The sequence below is a fragment of the Acidovorax sp. LjRoot74 genome, from assembly GCF_964254355.1.
Taxonomy (GTDB): domain Bacteria; phylum Pseudomonadota; class Gammaproteobacteria; order Burkholderiales; family Burkholderiaceae_C; genus Acidovorax.
This window is the reverse complement of sequence record NZ_CAXUTI020000001.1, coordinates 3796521-3811166: the sequence shown is the minus strand read 5'-3', so window position 1 is coordinate 3811166 and position 14646 is coordinate 3796521. Positions and strand designations below refer to the sequence as shown.

15 protein-coding genes are annotated in these 14646 nt (G+C 63.8%); 14 read left to right on the top strand and 1 reads right to left on the bottom strand.

What is annotated here, in order from left to right:
- Positions 1–218: 218 nt before the first annotated feature.
- The 6 genes from ACSQ3O_RS18100 to ACSQ3O_RS18075 all read left to right on the top strand — a co-directional run bounded on the left by ACSQ3O_RS18100 (position 219) and on the right by ACSQ3O_RS18075 (position 6162).
- Complete coding sequence (locus ACSQ3O_RS18100; protein ID WP_436141146.1) at positions 219–1451, top strand: amidohydrolase family protein; 1233 nt, start codon at positions 219–221, stop codon at positions 1449–1451.
- A 30-nt stretch (positions 1452–1481) separates the two neighbouring features.
- Positions 1482–2702, top strand: a complete 1221-nt coding sequence (locus ACSQ3O_RS18095; RefSeq protein WP_436139938.1) for an ABC transporter substrate-binding protein — start codon at positions 1482–1484, stop codon at positions 2700–2702.
- A gap of 213 nt (positions 2703–2915) precedes the next feature.
- On the top strand, positions 2916–3791 hold the full coding sequence (locus tag ACSQ3O_RS18090) for a branched-chain amino acid ABC transporter permease (RefSeq protein WP_436139937.1): 876 nt from the start codon (positions 2916–2918) through the stop codon (positions 3789–3791).
- 12 nt (positions 3792–3803) lie between these two features.
- On the top strand, positions 3804–4685 hold the full coding sequence (locus ACSQ3O_RS18085; protein ID WP_137748520.1) for a branched-chain amino acid ABC transporter permease: 882 nt from the start codon (positions 3804–3806) through the stop codon (positions 4683–4685).
- Entirely contained in the window at positions 4682–5452 is a 771-nt protein-coding gene (locus ACSQ3O_RS18080) for an ABC transporter ATP-binding protein (RefSeq protein ID WP_436139936.1), read from the top strand. Before ACSQ3O_RS18085 ends, ACSQ3O_RS18080 begins: the two co-directional genes overlap by 4 nt.
- A complete protein-coding gene (locus ACSQ3O_RS18075) occupies positions 5449–6162 on the top strand; it encodes an ABC transporter ATP-binding protein (RefSeq protein WP_436139935.1) in 714 nt (237 codons plus the stop codon). The genes ACSQ3O_RS18080 and ACSQ3O_RS18075 overlap by 4 nt, the downstream gene beginning before the upstream one ends.
- 134 nt (positions 6163–6296) lie before the next feature.
- Here the strand turns inward: ACSQ3O_RS18075 and ACSQ3O_RS18070 are convergent, their stop codons facing one another.
- On the bottom strand, positions 6297–6740 hold the full coding sequence (locus ACSQ3O_RS18070) for a universal stress protein (RefSeq protein ID WP_137748518.1): 444 nt from the start codon (positions 6738–6740) through the stop codon (positions 6297–6299).
- 158 nt (positions 6741–6898) lie between these two features.
- Here ACSQ3O_RS18070 and ACSQ3O_RS18065 point away from each other — a divergent pair, with 158 nt between their 5' ends.
- From ACSQ3O_RS18065 to ACSQ3O_RS18030, 8 genes are all read left to right on the top strand, one after another.
- Positions 6899–9334, top strand: coding sequence for a heavy metal translocating P-type ATPase (locus tag ACSQ3O_RS18065; RefSeq protein ID WP_436141145.1), 2436 nt, complete (start codon positions 6899–6901; stop codon positions 9332–9334).
- A complete protein-coding gene (ccoS, locus tag ACSQ3O_RS18060) occupies positions 9334–9471 on the top strand; it encodes a cbb3-type cytochrome oxidase assembly protein CcoS (protein WP_094287546.1) in 138 nt (45 codons plus the stop codon). The genes ACSQ3O_RS18065 and ccoS overlap by 1 nt, the downstream gene beginning before the upstream one ends.
- Positions 9472–9535: 64 nt before the next feature.
- A complete protein-coding gene (gene ccoN / locus ACSQ3O_RS18055) occupies positions 9536–10975 on the top strand; it encodes a cytochrome-c oxidase, cbb3-type subunit I (RefSeq protein ID WP_436139934.1) in 1440 nt (479 codons plus the stop codon).
- 17 nt (positions 10976–10992) lie between these two features.
- The gene (gene ccoO / locus ACSQ3O_RS18050) at positions 10993–11625 is read left to right on the top strand and encodes a cytochrome-c oxidase, cbb3-type subunit II (RefSeq protein WP_436139933.1); all 633 of its coding nucleotides are present in this window, start codon (positions 10993–10995) and stop codon (positions 11623–11625) included.
- A gap of 12 nt (positions 11626–11637) precedes the next feature.
- A complete protein-coding gene (locus ACSQ3O_RS18045; protein ID WP_436139932.1) occupies positions 11638–11775 on the top strand; it encodes a cbb3-type cytochrome oxidase subunit 3 in 138 nt (45 codons plus the stop codon).
- Between the two features lie 24 nt (positions 11776–11799).
- Entirely contained in the window at positions 11800–12720 is a 921-nt protein-coding gene (gene ccoP / locus ACSQ3O_RS18040) for a cytochrome-c oxidase, cbb3-type subunit III (protein WP_137748515.1), read from the top strand.
- 87 nt (positions 12721–12807) lie between these two features.
- Positions 12808–14253: a cytochrome c oxidase accessory protein CcoG gene (gene ccoG, locus ACSQ3O_RS18035; protein ID WP_436139931.1), complete on the top strand. Its 1446-nt coding sequence runs from the start codon at positions 12808–12810 to the stop codon at positions 14251–14253.
- A 69-nt stretch (positions 14254–14322) separates the two neighbouring features.
- A complete protein-coding gene (locus ACSQ3O_RS18030; protein WP_137748513.1) occupies positions 14323–14598 on the top strand; it encodes a FixH family protein in 276 nt (91 codons plus the stop codon).
- Positions 14599–14646: the final 48 nt, after the last annotated feature.

The window sequence follows — 14646 nt, the reverse complement described above, 5'->3', positions numbered from 1 at the left end:
CTAGGGGGTATGAGTAGGGATCATGGGATGGTGAGATTTTAGGCGTTGCGGATAAGGGCGATTGGCCCGATAAATGCGTCCTGTGACAGCAACGTGTCAAGCGTCACACTCTGAAGATGCAGCAATGCGCCGGATGGATGCTTGATGGTCATCATGGCGCCTAAAAAAGATGGGCCATGAGTAATTTTGAAGCCATTGCGCCCACTTTGACGAACCTCATGACCTCTTTGTTGATTAAAAACAGCCGTGTGCTGGATGTCCACGCACTCACACTACACACCGGCCTGTCCGTTCTGGTGCAGGACGGCCGCATTGCGGCGGTAGGCGCCGAGCTGGAGGTGCCCGAGGGCACCACCACGGTGGACGCCAAGGGCATGACCCTGATGCCCGGCCTGATCGACTGCCACGTGCACGTGGTGGCGTCTTCGTTCAACCTGGGCACGGTGGCCAAGATGCCCAATGTGTTCACCATGATGCGCTCGCTGCCCATCATGAAGGGGATGTTGGACCGGGGCTTCACCACCGTGCGCGATGCGGGCGGCGCCGACTGGTCGCTGGCCGAAGCGGTGCGCACGGGGCTGGTGCAGGGGCCGCGCATCTTCCCGGCGGGCAAGGCGCTGTCGCAAACCGGTGGGCATGCGGATTTCCGCCAGCGCAACGATGACCTGGATGTGTGCTCGTGCGCCTACAAGCTGGGAAACATCGGCCGCGTGGTGGATGGGGTGGATGCGTGCCGCCTGGCGGTGCGTGAAGAAATCCTGAAGGGCGCCACGCAGATCAAGGTGATGGCCTCGGGCGGTGTGGCCTCGCCCAACGACCCGATTGGCAACCTGGGCTATTCCGAAGCCGAACTGCACGCGATTGTGGAAGAGGCATCCAACGCCAATACCTATGTGATGGCCCACGCCTACACGCCGCGCGCCATTGCCCGTGCGGTGCGCTGCGGCGTGCGCACCATCGAGCACGGCAACCTGGTGGATGCACCCACAGCGGAATTCATGGCCGAGATGGGCGCGTTCATGGTGCCCACGCTCATCACCTACGAAGGCCTGGCCAACGAGGGCGAGCGTTATGGCCTGCCTGCGGTGTCCATCGCCAAGATCGACTCGGTGCGCAGCCAGGGCAAGCAGGCCATCGAAATCCTGGCCAAGGCGGGCGTGAAGATGGGCCTGGGCAGCGACCTGCTGGCCGAAACGCATTACCTGCAGTCTGACGAGTTGCGTCTGCGCGCCGAGATTCTGGGCAACGGCCCGGTGCTGCAGCAGGCCACGCTGATTGGCGCGGAGATCCTGGGTCAGCAAGGCCAACTGGGCGAGATCACGGCGGGTGCCATTGCCGACCTGCTGCTGGTCGATGGTGACCCACTTACCGACATCACCTGCCTGCTGGGCCAGGGCGAGCACATCCGCGCCATCGTCAAGGACGGCGCTTTCGTCAAGAACACCCTCTGAATTCCAACCCTGACCTGACCGGAGATCACCATGCAACGTAGAAATTTCGTCAAGCTCGGCGGCGCCGTAGCGGCTCTGCAGCTCCTTCCCTCCATCGGCTTCAGCCAGCAGGGCGATGTGTTCCGCATCGGCTCGCTCACGCCTATCACAGGCGCGGGCAGCCCTTACGGCCCCGGCATGCAGCAGGCCATTCGCTTGGCGGTGGACGAGGTCAACGCCGCAGGCGGTGCGGGTGGCCGCAAGCTCGAACTTTTTACCGAAGATGACCAGACCAAGCCCGACGCTGCCGTGCTGGCCGCCAAGAAGCTGATCGAAGTGAACAAGGTGCAGGCGGTGCTGGGCACCTGGGCATCGGGCGTGACGCTGGCGGTGATGCCGCTGACCGATGCGGCAGGCATCATCCAGATGAACGTGTCGGGCGCGCCCGCCATCTCCACGCTGGACACCAAGGACCTGGTGTGGCGTTTTCAGGCCACCAACGACCGCTTTGGCGCGGCGTTTGCCGAGATTTGTACCAAGCGTGGCTTCAAGCGCCCGGCCACCATGGCATTCAACAACGCATCGGGCCTGGGCAATGTGGAAGGCTTCACCCGCGCCTGGGAAAAGCGTGGCGGTAAGGTGGCGGCACATGTCACCTACGAGCCCAACCGCCCCAGCTACCGCAGCGAGCTGCAAAAGATTCTGGCCACCAAGCCCGATGTGATCGTGATGGGCTCGTACCTGCCCGACACCACCATCATCCTGCGCGAATGGTTCCAGTCTGGCGCAGACACCAAGTGGATCATCCCGGGCTGGGCAGCCAACCCCGACCTGGTGAAGGCCCTGGGCGCCGAGGTGTGCGAGGGCATCATCTCGGTGGACACCGTGTCCAACGAAAAGAGCGCTTCGTATGCCCAGTTTGACGCCGCCTTCACCAAGGCCACGGGCAAGGCCGCTTCCACCAACATCTACGCCGCCATGGCGTATGACATGGTGATCTCGCTGGCACTGGCCATGGAAGCAGCAGGCCCCAAGGCCACGGTCGAGCAGATCAACGCCAAGATGCGCGATGTCTCCAACGCACCCGGCACAGCAGTCTTTACCTTTGCCGAAGGCAAGGCCCAACTGGCCAAGAAGGCCAAGGTGAACTACGAAGGCTCCTCCAGCAAGCTGGACTTTGACAAGGCGGGCGATGTGACGCCGGACTTTGGTGTGTTCATCATCGAAAAGGGCCAGCTGGTGCGGCGCGACGTGGTGTCCATCACGATGTGACCACTGTGCCCGGCGTGCCGCAGGGGCGGGTGCCGGGCTTTGGTTTGGTGAGTGAGTCGGTATCAACCCACTTAAACCGTTCACGCTGAGCTCCGTCGAAGCGCCGCGCAGGGCTTCGACAAGCTCAGCCCGAACGGGTTTTTTCAAGTTTGAACATGCAGACCCAATGGGTGCTCCGGACGCGCTATGTGCACGGGATGACGGAATGACGCAATGACCTGGATCGATTTTGTAAACCTGCTGATCAACGGATTGATCGAAGGCCTGGTAGTGGCATTGCCCGCCCTGGCCATGACCCTGGTGATGGGCGTCAACCGCTTCCCCAATGCGGCCACTGGCGACATGCTGACCACCGGCGCCTATGCGGCCGTGGCGGTGCAGCTACTGGGCGGCTGGCCGCTGTGGGCTGCGGCGCTCATCAGCATGGGGGTCGCGGCCCTGGTGTCTGCGGGCTCGTACACGCTGATTTTTCGCAAACTGGCCGGGCGGCCCATGGTGTCGTCCATGCTGGCGGCCATTGGCCTGGGTTTTTTGCTGCGCAGCCTGATCGGTTTTTTTGCAGGGCACGACCAGCGCACGTTTGACCTGCCCCTGGTGCGCGCCTGGAACTTTGGCGGCATCCGCATCCTGCCTACCGATCTGGCGATTGCCGCCGTGGCGGCAGCGTGTCTGCTGGTGGTGTTTGTGCTCATCTACCGCACCAGCTTCGGCCGCCAGCTGCGCGCCGTGGCGGACAGTGCCGACCTGGCACGCGCCAGCGGCATCCGGGCCAATGGGTTGATGCTCAGCCTGTGGTTGCTGGTAGGGGCGCTGTCATCGCTGGGCGGCGTGCTGCTGGGAATGAAGGCCGTGGTCAGCCCCGAGATGGGCTGGGAGAGCCTGATCCCCGCGTTTGCGGCCATGGTGCTGGGCGGCATTGGCAGCCCGGTGGGCGCGGTGCTGGGTGCGCTGCTGCTGTGTGTGGCACAAGAGCTGGCGGTGCCGCTGATGGGGCCGTCGTACAAGCTGGTGCTGTCGTTTGTGGTGCTGGCGCTGGTGCTGCTGGTTCGCCCGGCGGGCATCATGGGCCGTGTGCAGCTGGTGCGGTAAGGAGCCTGATTCATGATTGCTTACCTGTGTGCCATTGGCATCGTTGCCCTCATTTACTGCCTGCTGGCGCTGGGCCTGAACCTGCAGTTCGGCCTGACCAGGCTGGTCAATTTTGGCGTCGTGGCGTTCTTTGCCGTGGGCGCCTACACCTCGGGCCTGTTGGCGCTGCAAGGCGTGCCGCTGGTGCTGTGTTTTGTGGCGGCGGCCGTGCTCTCGGGCTTGCTGGCGCTGCCCATCGGCTTGCTGTCGTTGCGGCTGCGCGATGACTATCTGGCCATCGTCACGCTGGGTTTTTCGGAGGCGGTGCGCATCTCCATCCAGCAAGAAAGCTGGCTCACCAAAGGCGTGCAGGGCTTGCCCGGCCTGCCCAAGCTGTTTGCGTCCTGGGGTAGTGGTGTGTCTGACATGGCAATTTTTGCCACGCTGCTGGCGGTGGTCGCTGTGGTGGCCTGGGGCACAGTGCGCCTGGCGGCCAGCCCGTTTGGGCGCCTGCTCAAGGCGATTGGCGACGATGAGCCCGCACTGTCGGCCCTGGGCAAGGACCCGGCCTGGTTCAAGGTGCAGGTGTTCATGCTGGGGGCGGCGTTGGCCGGTGTAGCTGGCGCGTTCTATGCGCACTTCATCACCTTCATTACGCCAGAGCAGTTCATTCCGCTCATCACCTTTTATGTGTGGATGGGCCTCGTGATGGGCGGCTCGGGCACCGTGCGCGGTGCGGTGTTTGGCTCTTTGCTGCTCATGGTGTTTCTGGAAGGCTCGCGTTTTGCCAAGGACTGGGTGCCAGGCGTGTCCGAGGTGGGAATGGCCAGCCTGCGCCTGGCGGCAGTGGGCCTGGCGTTGATCCTGATCACCTTGTACAAGCCCAACGGCCTGTTTGGAGGCAAATCCCAATGACTGCAACAACGATGCTGAAGGTGAGCGCCGTCACGCGGCAGTTTGGGGGCTTCAAGGCAGTGGACGGAGTCTCGCTGCAATTGAAGGCGGGCGAGATTCTGGGCATTGCAGGCACCAACGGTGCGGGCAAGAGCACGCTGTTTGCGGCCATTGCCGGGCAGCAGCCTGCGGATGCGGGGCAGATCCAGTTTGATGGGCAAGACATCACGCGCATCCCGCCGTACCGCCGCGCGCGGCTGGGGCTGGTGCGCACGTTCCAGATTCCGCGAGAGTTCAAGAGCCTCACGGTGCATGAGAACCTGATGGCGGCTGCGGCCAACCCTCAAGGGGAGCGGCTGGTGAATGCTTTCTTTCAGACGCGCAGCCTGCGCGAGCATGAGGCTCAGCTGTCTGCCAAGGCAGACCGCATCCTGCAATTCTTGAACCTGGCGCGGGTGCGCGATGTGAAGGCCGGTGGCCTCTCAGGCGGGCAAAAGAAGTTGGTGGAGCTGGGCCGGGTGCTGATGCTGGATCCGCGCTGCATCTTGCTGGACGAGCCGTTTGCTGGGGTGAACCCGGTGCTGATCGAAGAGATTTGCGACCGCGTGCGCGAGCTGAACGGGCAGGGCATCGCGTTCATCGTGATCGAGCACCACCTGCAGGCGCTCAAGTCGCTGTCGAACCGCATGATCGTGATGGACCGGGGCGCCATCCTGGCCGAGGGCGACCCGCACACCGTGCTGGACGACCCGCGCGTGCAGGAAGCCTATATGGGAGGGGTGGTATGAGCGGCGCAGACAACTTGCTGCAGATCGCGCAGTTGCGCGGCGGGTATTCCGAGGTGGACATCATCCATGGCATTGACCTGGCTGTGGCACCGGGCGAGATCGTGACCATTGCGGGCACCAACGGCGCGGGCAAATCCACGCTGGTGAAGGCGCTGCTGGGCTTGCTGCCGCGTGTGGCGGGCACCATCCACCTGGGCGGGCGCGACATCACGGCCTTGTCGGCCGAAGACCGTTTTGACGCGGGGCTGGCCTATGTGCCGCAGGTGGCCAATGTGTTCCCTTCGCTCACAGTGCGCGAGAACCTGCTGGTGGTGCGGGGCGTGGCCAACATCAAGCGCCGCATGGACGAGGTGCTGGCCGACTTTCCGGCGTTGTTGGAGCGCCTGCCGCAGCCCGCCAGCAACCTCTCGGGCGGCGAGCGTCAGCAACTGGCCTTTGCGCGGGCGCTCATGCCGTCGCCGCGCATCATGGTGCTCGATGAGCCCACGGCGGCGCTGGCACCGTCATTGGTGGGCAAGGTATTCGACATGGTGCAGAAGCTGCCCGCCGCAGGCGTGGCGGTGCTAATGGTGGAGCAACGCGCAAGGCAGGCGCTGCAGATCAGCCAGCAGGGCTACATCCTGGACCAGGGGCGCTGTGTGTTGCAGGGCCCGGCGCAAGGGCTGCTGGCCGACGAGCGCATGGCGCAGCTCTACCTGGGCAACCATTGACCGGCCGGTGATCCGGCTGGGAATGAAAAACACCGAGCAGGCGTTGAAACCTCTCGGTGTTTTGCTATTGATTGGATAGCTGCTTCCGCTTATTGGATAGGCGGAAGAGCCTGTTTTGATGCATATTTTGGTGCTTAGCGCAGCACCAGCACAGGGATGTGCGAGTGGGTGAGCACATGCTGCGTCTCGCTGCCCAGCAGCAGGCGCTTGAGGCCCTTGCGGCCGTGTGAGGCCATGACGATCACATCGCACTTGTGCTTCTTGGCGGCGGAGATGATGGCCTCGGCCACGAGGTCGGACTTGGCGATGACGGGCTTGACCGACACTCCCTGGGCTTCGCCCTTGGCCTTGACGCCATCGACCATGGCCTGCGCTGCGTCGCCCCACTGCGTTTCGATGCGCTTCACATCATTCGTATCGACGGGCATGCCGCCTTCAAAGTAGCTGCGGGGGTAGCGGGGCACCACCTTGAGGGCTACTGCCGAGGCGCCGGTGAGGGCGGCCAGGGACAGCCCATGTTCCACGGCCTTGTCCGAAAGGGGGGAGCCGTCCGTTGCGATCAGGATGCGTTTGTACATAAAGGTCTCCTCAAAACGATGGATCAAGCTTAGGATGAATCATGTTCCGGGACTTGATGCAGGTCAATGTACCTGTCATGGCCCAACGATAGGCTTGAACCATGTCAATGTTTCGACCCGATGTGTCGGTGGCTTCCCCGGCGCATCTGCCTGATGGCATGGCGGGGGCATCGCCCGCTGTGCCCCCCCAGTTGCTGGACGACCCGCAGGAATGGCTGGCGTTTGGCCGCCCCTGCACACCCGCAGGCAGCCCCTTGCCCGCCGATGCTGCCGAGGCCGGGCGGGGCCACCCCGAATCTTCCACCTGGGACTCGCATGTGGTGCTGGAAGGCATGCACTGCGCCGCCTGCGCCCTCACCATCGAAGACGCTCTGCGCGCCGTGCCCGGCGTGTTGCAGGCCGATGTGAGCGCGGCCACGCACCGTGCGCGCGTGGTGTGGCAGCCCGGCAGGGTGCTGCCTTCGCATTGGATGAAAGCCGTGCTGAACGCGGGCTACCGCGCCATGCCGGCCATGGATGCCTTTGCACGCGCGCAGCGCCAGCGCGAAAGCCGCCGCGCCCTGTGGCGCTGGTTGGTGGCGGGCTTTTGCATGATGCAGGTGATGATGTACGCGTGGCCCGCCTATGTGGCGCAGCCCGGCGACCTGTCGGGCGAGATGGAGCAGCTGCTGCGCTGGGCGTCCTGGGTCATCACGCTGCCCATGGTGGTGTTCTCGTGTGGCCCCTTCTTTGCCAGTGCGCTGCGCGATGTGCGGCTGCGCCGCGTGAGCATGGACCTGCCGGTGGCGCTGGGCATGGCAATCACCTTTGTGGTCAGCACGGCGGGCACGTTTGACCCGAGCGGCATTTTTGGCAAGGAGGTGTACTACGACTCCCTGACCATGTTCGTGTTCTTCCTGCTCACCGGCCGCTGGCTGGAGCTGCGCCTGCGCGACCGCACCGCCGGTGCGCTGGAGGCCGTGATGAACCGCCTGCCCGACAGCGTGGAGCGGCGCGACGACGCCACGGGCACTTTTGCCCGCGTGGCCACCCGCCGCCTGGTGGCTGGCGACACCATCCGCGTGCTGCCGGGCGAGGCTTTCCCGGCCGATGGCTGCATCACCGCAGGCAATACACATGCCGACGAGGCGCTGCTGACGGGAGAGTCCACGCCGGTGGCGCGCCCGGTGGGCAGCCACGTCACGGCGGGCAGCTACAACCTGCAGTCGCCCGTGGAGGTGCGGGTGGAAGGCACGGGCGGGCAGACCCGGTTTGCCCAGATCGTGGCGCTGATGGAAAGCGCATCGCTGCAAAAGCCCCGACTGGCCTTGCTGGCCGACCGCATTGCGCGGCCCTTTTTGGTGGCGGTGCTGCTGGCTGCAGGGCTGGCGGCCGCCTGGTGGTGGCCGTCGGACCCTGGGCATGCGCTCATGGTGGCCGTGGCTGTGCTCATTGTGACCTGCCCCTGCGCGCTGTCGCTGGCCACGCCGGTGGCCATGCTCACGGCGGCGGGCACGCTGGCGCGCCATGGGGTGCTGGTGCGCAACCTGCAGGGGCTGGAAGCCCTGGCCCAGGTGGACATGCTGGTGTTTGACAAGACCGGCACCCTGACCCGCGACGGCATGGCGCTCCAGGCCGTGCACACCGCGCAGGGGTGGGCGGCCGATGACGCGCTGGGCCTGGCGGCCGCGCTGGCGCGCCACTCCATGCACCCCGCATCGCGTGCGGTGGTGGCTGCGGCATCGGCGCCTGCACAGCAGGCGCGCTGGTGCGTTGCCAGCCTGCAAGAGGACGCGGGCCTGGGCCTGAGCGCTACCGTGTCGGACAACACCGGCGTTGTGCCCGAGTGCAAGGTCTGGCTGGGTTCAGCCCGCCATGCCGGGGTAGCGCCGGAGCAGGGCAGCTCCGCGTTGCAGGTGGTCCTGTCGGCGCAAGGGCCCGACGGTGTGCTGCTGGAGCTGGCCCGGTTCGATCTGGTGGAAGACCTGCGCAGCGAGGCACCTGCCGTGGTCGCAGCACTGCAGCAGGAGGGTGTGGCGGTGCAGTTGCTGTCGGGCGACCGCGTGCAGGCCGTACAGCGTGTGGCTGCGCAGGCGGGCATTGCGCAGGTGCAGGGCGAATGTTCGCCCCAGGGCAAGCTGGATGCCCTGCAAGCGCTGCAGGCAGGTGGGCACCAGGTGGCCATGGTGGGGGACGGCCTCAACGATGGCCCGGTGCTCGCCGGTGCCCATGTGTCGTTTGCGTTTGGCCGCGCTGTGCCACTGGCCCAGTCGCAGGCAGATTTTGTGGTGCTGGGCGACAGCCTGGCGCTGGTGCCGCAGACCGTGTTGCTGGCCCGCCGCACCTTGCGCGTGGTGCGCCAGAACCTGTGGTGGGCAGCGGGCTACAACGCGCTGTGTGTGCCGCTGGCCGTGGCGGGCTGGATGCCCGCATGGCTGGCCGGGCTGGGCATGGCGCTGAGTTCACTGCTGGTGGTGCTCAACGCCGCGCGGCTGGCGCGTGGCCTGCCAGCGTTGCCTGCACTGCCTGCGTTGGCCGATGCCGAAACATCTTCTGCGGGCAAGGCCCCGCAGTCGCCCCTGAACCTTGCGAAGACCACCCTGGAGCCCGTCTGATGGACATCCTATATCTGCTGATTCCGCTGTCCGTGCTGCTGGTGCTCTTGATCCTGGGCGGGCTGTGGTGGGCGGTCTACCACGGCCAGTTCGAGAGCGTGGAGCAAGAGGGGGAGCGCATTCTCCGAGACGGTTGACTTGTGTCAATGTCAGAAATGATGCCCTGCAACAAACTCTTACTGCAATACAAAGAGGTGCCCGATGGATTCTCCAAAAACTATGACTGCACACTACAACGATACGGTGGTGCGACAGTTTTCTATCTTGGCCGTGGTTGTGGGGGTGGTTGGCATGCTGGTGGGCGTTGTCATCGCCGCCCAGCTGGCCTGGCCAGAACTCAACTTTGGCATTCCCTGGCTCAGTTACGGCCGCCTGCGCCCCTTGCACACCAATGCGGTGATCTTCGGGTTTGGCGGTAGCGCACTGTTTGCCACCAGCTATTACGTGGTGCAGCGCACCTGCCAGGTTCGCCTGTTTGCAGGGCCGTTGGCCGCATTCACCTTCTGGGGCTGGGTGCTGGTCATCGCTGCCGCCGTGGTCAGCTTGCCGATGGGCTACACCCAGGGCAAGGAATACGCTGAACTCGAATGGCCCATCGATATCCTGATCACGCTGGTCTGGGTGTCCTACGCCATCGTGTTCTTCGGCACGGTGGGTACCCGCAAGGTCAAGCACATCTATGTGGCCAACTGGTTCTTCGGTGCGTTCATCCTGGCCGTAGCCTTGCTGCATCTGGTGAACAGCGCAGCGATTCCTGCCGGCTTCATGAAGAGCTACTCGGCCTACGCTGGCGTGCAGGACGCCATGGTGCAGTGGTGGTATGGCCACAACGCCGTGGGCTTCTTCCTCACCGCAGGCTTCCTGGGGATGATGTACTACTTCATCCCCAAGCAGGCAGGCCGCCCTGTGTACTCGTATCGCCTGTCGATCGTGCACTTCTGGGCGCTGATCTTCACCTACATGTGGGCCGGCCCACACCACCTGCACTACACCGCGCTGCCTGACTGGACGCAATCGGTGGGCATGGTGTTCTCGCTCATCCTGCTGGCTCCCAGCTGGGGCGGCATGATCAACGGCATCATGACCCTGTCGGGCGCATGGCACAAGCTGCGTGACGACCCCATCCTGCGCTTCCTGATCGTGTCGCTGTCGTTCTACGGCATGTCCACGTTCGAAGGTCCGATGATGTCCATCAAGACCGTCAACGCCCTGAGCCACTACACCGATTGGACCATTGGCCACGTGCACTCTGGCGCCCTGGGTTGGGTGGGCCTGATCTCTATGGGCTCGCTGTATTACCTGGTTCCGCGCCTGTTCGGCCGCGACAAGATGCACTCCATCAAGGCGATCGAGTTGCACTTCTGGATGGCCACCATCGGCATCGTGCTGTACATCGCCGCGATGTGGATTGCCGGTGTGATGCAGGGCCTGATGTGGCGCGCCATCAACCCCGATGGCACGCTGACCTACACCTTTGTGGAAAGCGTGAAGGCGACCTATCCGTTCTACGTGATCCGCGTGGCTGGTGGTTTGCTGTACCTGGGCGGCATGCTTGTGATGGCCTGGAACGTGTGGATGACAGCGATCTCGGGCCGTTCGGTCAAGGTGGCCATTCCCGCCGTGAATGCCGCACACGCCTGAGCCGAAGGAGTCAATTCATGTCCAACAACAATTCATCTTCCTCCACCGGCTTCACCCACGAAAAGGTGGAGACCAACAACTTCCTGATGATCGTGCTGATCCTGCTGGTGATCGCCATTGGCGGCCTGGTGGAGATCGTGCCCTTGTTCTTCCAGAAGTCCACCACCGAGGCCGTGAAGGGCGTGGAGCCCTACACCGCAACGCAACTGGTGGGGCGCGACGTGTACATCCGCGAGGGCTGCTACAACTGCCACTCGCAGATGATCCGCCCCTTCCGCGCCGAGACGCTGCGCTACGGCCACTACTCGGTGGCGGGTGAGTTCGTTTACGACCACCCCTTCCAGTGGGGCAGCAAGCGCACCGGTCCCGACCTGCACCGCGTGGGCGGCAAGTACAGCGACGAATGGCATCGCATCCACCTGAACAACCCCCGCGACGTGGTGCCCGAGTCCAACATGCCCGCCTATCCCTGGCTGGAGAAGAGTGTGGTGGACCCCGCCAGCGTGGCGCCCCGCATGAAGGCGCTGCGCACGGTGGGTGTGCCTTACACCGACGAACAGATCGCAGCCGCCGCAGCCGAGGTGAAGGGCAAGACCGAAATGGACGCCCTTGTCGCCTACCTGCAAGTCATGGGCCGCGCGCTCAAGTAAAGGAGATTGGCCATGGACATCACGACCATGCGCATCGTCGCCACCCTGGCTTCGATGGCCTGCTTCATTGGCATTTGGGTCTGGGCCTACCGGGACCGCAACAAGTCCCGGTTTGACGAAGCGGCGCAGCTGCCCTTCGAACAAGATTGACCCTCACCAGAACGAGAACATCCCATGAGTGACTTCACCAGCAATTTCTGGTCGGTCTTTGTGACCGCGCTGACACTGGTCGGCATCATCGCCTGCGGCATCCTGCTTTGGATGGCGGGCCGCAAGAAGGTGATGGCCACGGCCGACAACACCACGGGCCATGTCTGGGACGAAGACCTGGTCGAGATGAACAATCCTCTGCCACGCTGGTGGGTGTGGCTGTTCGTCATCACCATCATCTTCGGCCTGGGCTACCTGGCCGCCTACCCAGGTCTCGGGAGCTTCACCGGCAAGCTCAACTGGACGCAAAAGGGTGAGTACGAAGCCGAAATGGCCAAGGCGAAGGCGGAGCTGGAGCCGCTGTACGCCCGTTTTGCCTCCATGAAGCCCGAAGAAGTGGCGGTGGACCCGCAAGCCCACGCCATTGGCGAGCGCCTGTTCATGAACAACTGCGCACAGTGCCACGGCTCGGATGCACGCGGCAGCAAGGGCTTTCCCAACCTGGCCGACGGCGACTGGCTGCACGGCGGCACGCCTGAGAAGATCCGCGAAACCCTGGAAAAGGGCCGTATCGGCAACATGCCCCCCATGGCTGCTGCCGTGGGTTCGCCAGAAGATGTGCGCAACCTGTCGCACTACGTCCTGAGCCTGTCGGGCAGCCCGCACGACTCGCTGCGCGCTTCGCTGGGCAAGTCCAAGTTCACGGCATGCGCTGCCTGCCATGGCATGGACGGCAAGGGCAATCAGGCCCTGGGCGCCCCCAATCTCACGGACGATATCTGGTTGCATGGCTGGGGCGAGGCGGCGATCACCGCCATGATCAACAACGGCAAAGTCAACCAGATGCCCGCGCAGGCCGACAAGCTGACGGAGGCCCAGATCGGGGTCCTGTCGGCCTATGTCTGGAGTTTGTCGAACGGCAAGCAGGCGGCTGCCGCGCGTTGACCGATGTTGCCAGGCGACCGCACCGGCGGTGGTTGCCTGGCTCCTTTGTTGTTAGGCTGTTTAACTCCCTGTGAGTAAATTGACACCATGAAGCCCCCCGGCGAGCCTGCTCGCAAGGTCATTCCCATCGCACCCGTGGCGTCCGAGCCGTCTGCTCAGGGCGAGATCATCTCGCTGTACGAAGCACAGAAAAAGATCTATCCGCGCTCCATCAGCGGCCTGTTTGCGCGCTGGCGCTGGGGCATGGTGCTGCTCACGCAGATCGTGTTTTACTGTCTGCCCTGGTTTGAATGGGGGCAGCGCCAGATGGTGCTGTTCGATCTGGGCGCGCGCCGGTTCTACATCTTTGGGTTGGTGCTGTACCCGCAGGATTTCATCTACCTCACGGGGCTCTTGATCATCTCGGCGCTGTCGCTGTTTCTCTTCACGGCAGTGGCGGGGCGGCTTTGGTGTGGTTTTGCATGCCCGCAGACTGTCTACACCGAAATGTTCATGTGGATCGAGCACAAGATCGAAGGTGATCGCAGTGCGCGGCTGCGGCTGGACAACGGCCCCTGGACCTTCGAGAAGATCCGCAAGAAGTTCTTCAAGCAGGTGGTGTGGATCGCTGTGGCCTTGTGGACCGGATTCACGTTCGTGGGGTACTTCGTGCCCATCCGCGAGCTGGGCAGCGAGTTGCTGGCACTGCAGGGCGGCTGGCAGATTTTCTGGGTGCTGTTTTATGGCTTTGCCACCTACGGCAATGCCGGCTACATGCGCGAGCAGGTCTGCAAGTACATGTGCCCGTATGCGCGGTTCCAGAGTGCGATGTTCGACAAGGACACGCTGATCGTGACCTACGACCCCGAACGCGGCGAGCAGCGCGGCCCGCGCAAGAAGAACATCGACTACAAGGCGCAGGGGCTGGGCGACTGTATTGACTGCTCGTTGTGTGTGCAGGTCTGCCCGGTGGGCATCGACATCCGCAAGGGTCTGCAGTACGAATGTATTGGCTGTGGCCTGTGCGTGGATGCGTGCAACACGGTCATGGACAAGATGCAGTATCCCCGGGGGCTGATCCGCTATTCCACCCAGAACGGTGTGGCCCAGCGGTGGACCCAGTCGCAGATGTTGCGGCGTGTGCTGCGGCCCCGTGTGCTGATCTACAGCGCCGTGCTGCTGGCCTTGTGTGTGGCCATGCTGGCCAGCCTGGTCGTGCGGACCCCGCTCAAGGTCGATGTGGTGCGGGACCGCGCAGCGCTGTCGCGCATCGTGGCTGGGGGCAAGCTGGAGAACATCTACCGTCTGCAGATCATGAACGCGACGGAGGGCGAACAACGCTATCGCATCAGTGCGCGGGGGCTGGAAGGCCTGGAGGTGTCCTCCGACGCCGAAGTGGACATCGGTGCGGCCGAGTCGCGCTGGGTGGCGGTGCGCTTGCAGATACCGTATGGTTCTGCAAGCCCGGGTTCCCATGCCGTGCAGTTTGATGTGCAGGCGGTGGGCGCTGCTGCCCATGTGTCTGAAAAATCTGTGTTCCTGGTGCCACGCTGAGTGGCGCCCCGGTGCAAGGCCCGACCTGGCCTTGTGTTGATCGAGATGAATGTGAAGGAGTAAGTCGCCATGTCTTCAAACCCAGCCATTGCCCAGGCTGAAGCAGCCCCCTGGTGGAAATTTGGCCATGTCTGGCTGGTGATTGCCGGCCCGGCCATCGTGATCGTCGCGGGTTTTGTGACCCTTTGGCTGGCAGTGTCTCGGCCAGACCCTGTGGTGGCGGAAGACTATTACCGCAAGGGAATCGAGATCAACCAGACGCTGGAAGCCCCCGAGAAGAGCCTGGCACCGGCCATGAAGGGCCGCAATCATGCCGCCACACCGGTGCAGGACCAGCCACGTTGAAACTGTGCGAGGCCATGGCAGCCCAAGGATAGGGTGCCACCTTGCTAC

What these genes read in the sequence shown, in the direction of transcription:
- ACSQ3O_RS18065 (WP_436141145.1), top strand. Translation starts at nt 6,899, where the DNA reads ATGGCGGGGGCATCGCCCGCTGTGCCCCCCCAGTTGCTGGACGACCCG.
- ACSQ3O_RS18090 (WP_436139937.1), top strand. Translation starts at nt 2,916, where the DNA reads ATGACCTGGATCGATTTTGTAAACCTGCTGATCAACGGATTGATCGAA.
- ACSQ3O_RS18100 (WP_436141146.1), top strand. Translation starts at nt 219, where the DNA reads ATGACCTCTTTGTTGATTAAAAACAGCCGTGTGCTGGATGTCCACGCA.
- ccoS (WP_094287546.1), top strand. Translation starts at nt 9,334, where the DNA reads ATGGACATCCTATATCTGCTGATTCCGCTGTCCGTGCTGCTGGTGCTC.
- ACSQ3O_RS18070 (WP_137748518.1), bottom strand. Translation starts at nt 6,740, where the DNA reads ATGTACAAACGCATCCTGATCGCAACGGACGGCTCCCCCCTTTCGGAC.
- ACSQ3O_RS18045 (WP_436139932.1), top strand. Translation starts at nt 11,638, where the DNA reads ATGGACATCACGACCATGCGCATCGTCGCCACCCTGGCTTCGATGGCC.
- ccoN (WP_436139934.1), top strand. Translation starts at nt 9,536, where the DNA reads ATGGATTCTCCAAAAACTATGACTGCACACTACAACGATACGGTGGTG.
- ACSQ3O_RS18030 (WP_137748513.1), top strand. Translation starts at nt 14,323, where the DNA reads ATGTCTTCAAACCCAGCCATTGCCCAGGCTGAAGCAGCCCCCTGGTGG.
- ACSQ3O_RS18095 (WP_436139938.1), top strand. Translation starts at nt 1,482, where the DNA reads ATGCAACGTAGAAATTTCGTCAAGCTCGGCGGCGCCGTAGCGGCTCTG.
- ACSQ3O_RS18080 (WP_436139936.1), top strand. Translation starts at nt 4,682, where the DNA reads ATGACTGCAACAACGATGCTGAAGGTGAGCGCCGTCACGCGGCAGTTT.
- ccoO (WP_436139933.1), top strand. Translation starts at nt 10,993, where the DNA reads ATGTCCAACAACAATTCATCTTCCTCCACCGGCTTCACCCACGAAAAG.
- ACSQ3O_RS18085 (WP_137748520.1), top strand. Translation starts at nt 3,804, where the DNA reads ATGATTGCTTACCTGTGTGCCATTGGCATCGTTGCCCTCATTTACTGC.
- ccoP (WP_137748515.1), top strand. Translation starts at nt 11,800, where the DNA reads ATGAGTGACTTCACCAGCAATTTCTGGTCGGTCTTTGTGACCGCGCTG.
- ACSQ3O_RS18075 (WP_436139935.1), top strand. Translation starts at nt 5,449, where the DNA reads ATGAGCGGCGCAGACAACTTGCTGCAGATCGCGCAGTTGCGCGGCGGG.
- ccoG (WP_436139931.1), top strand. Translation starts at nt 12,808, where the DNA reads ATGAAGCCCCCCGGCGAGCCTGCTCGCAAGGTCATTCCCATCGCACCC.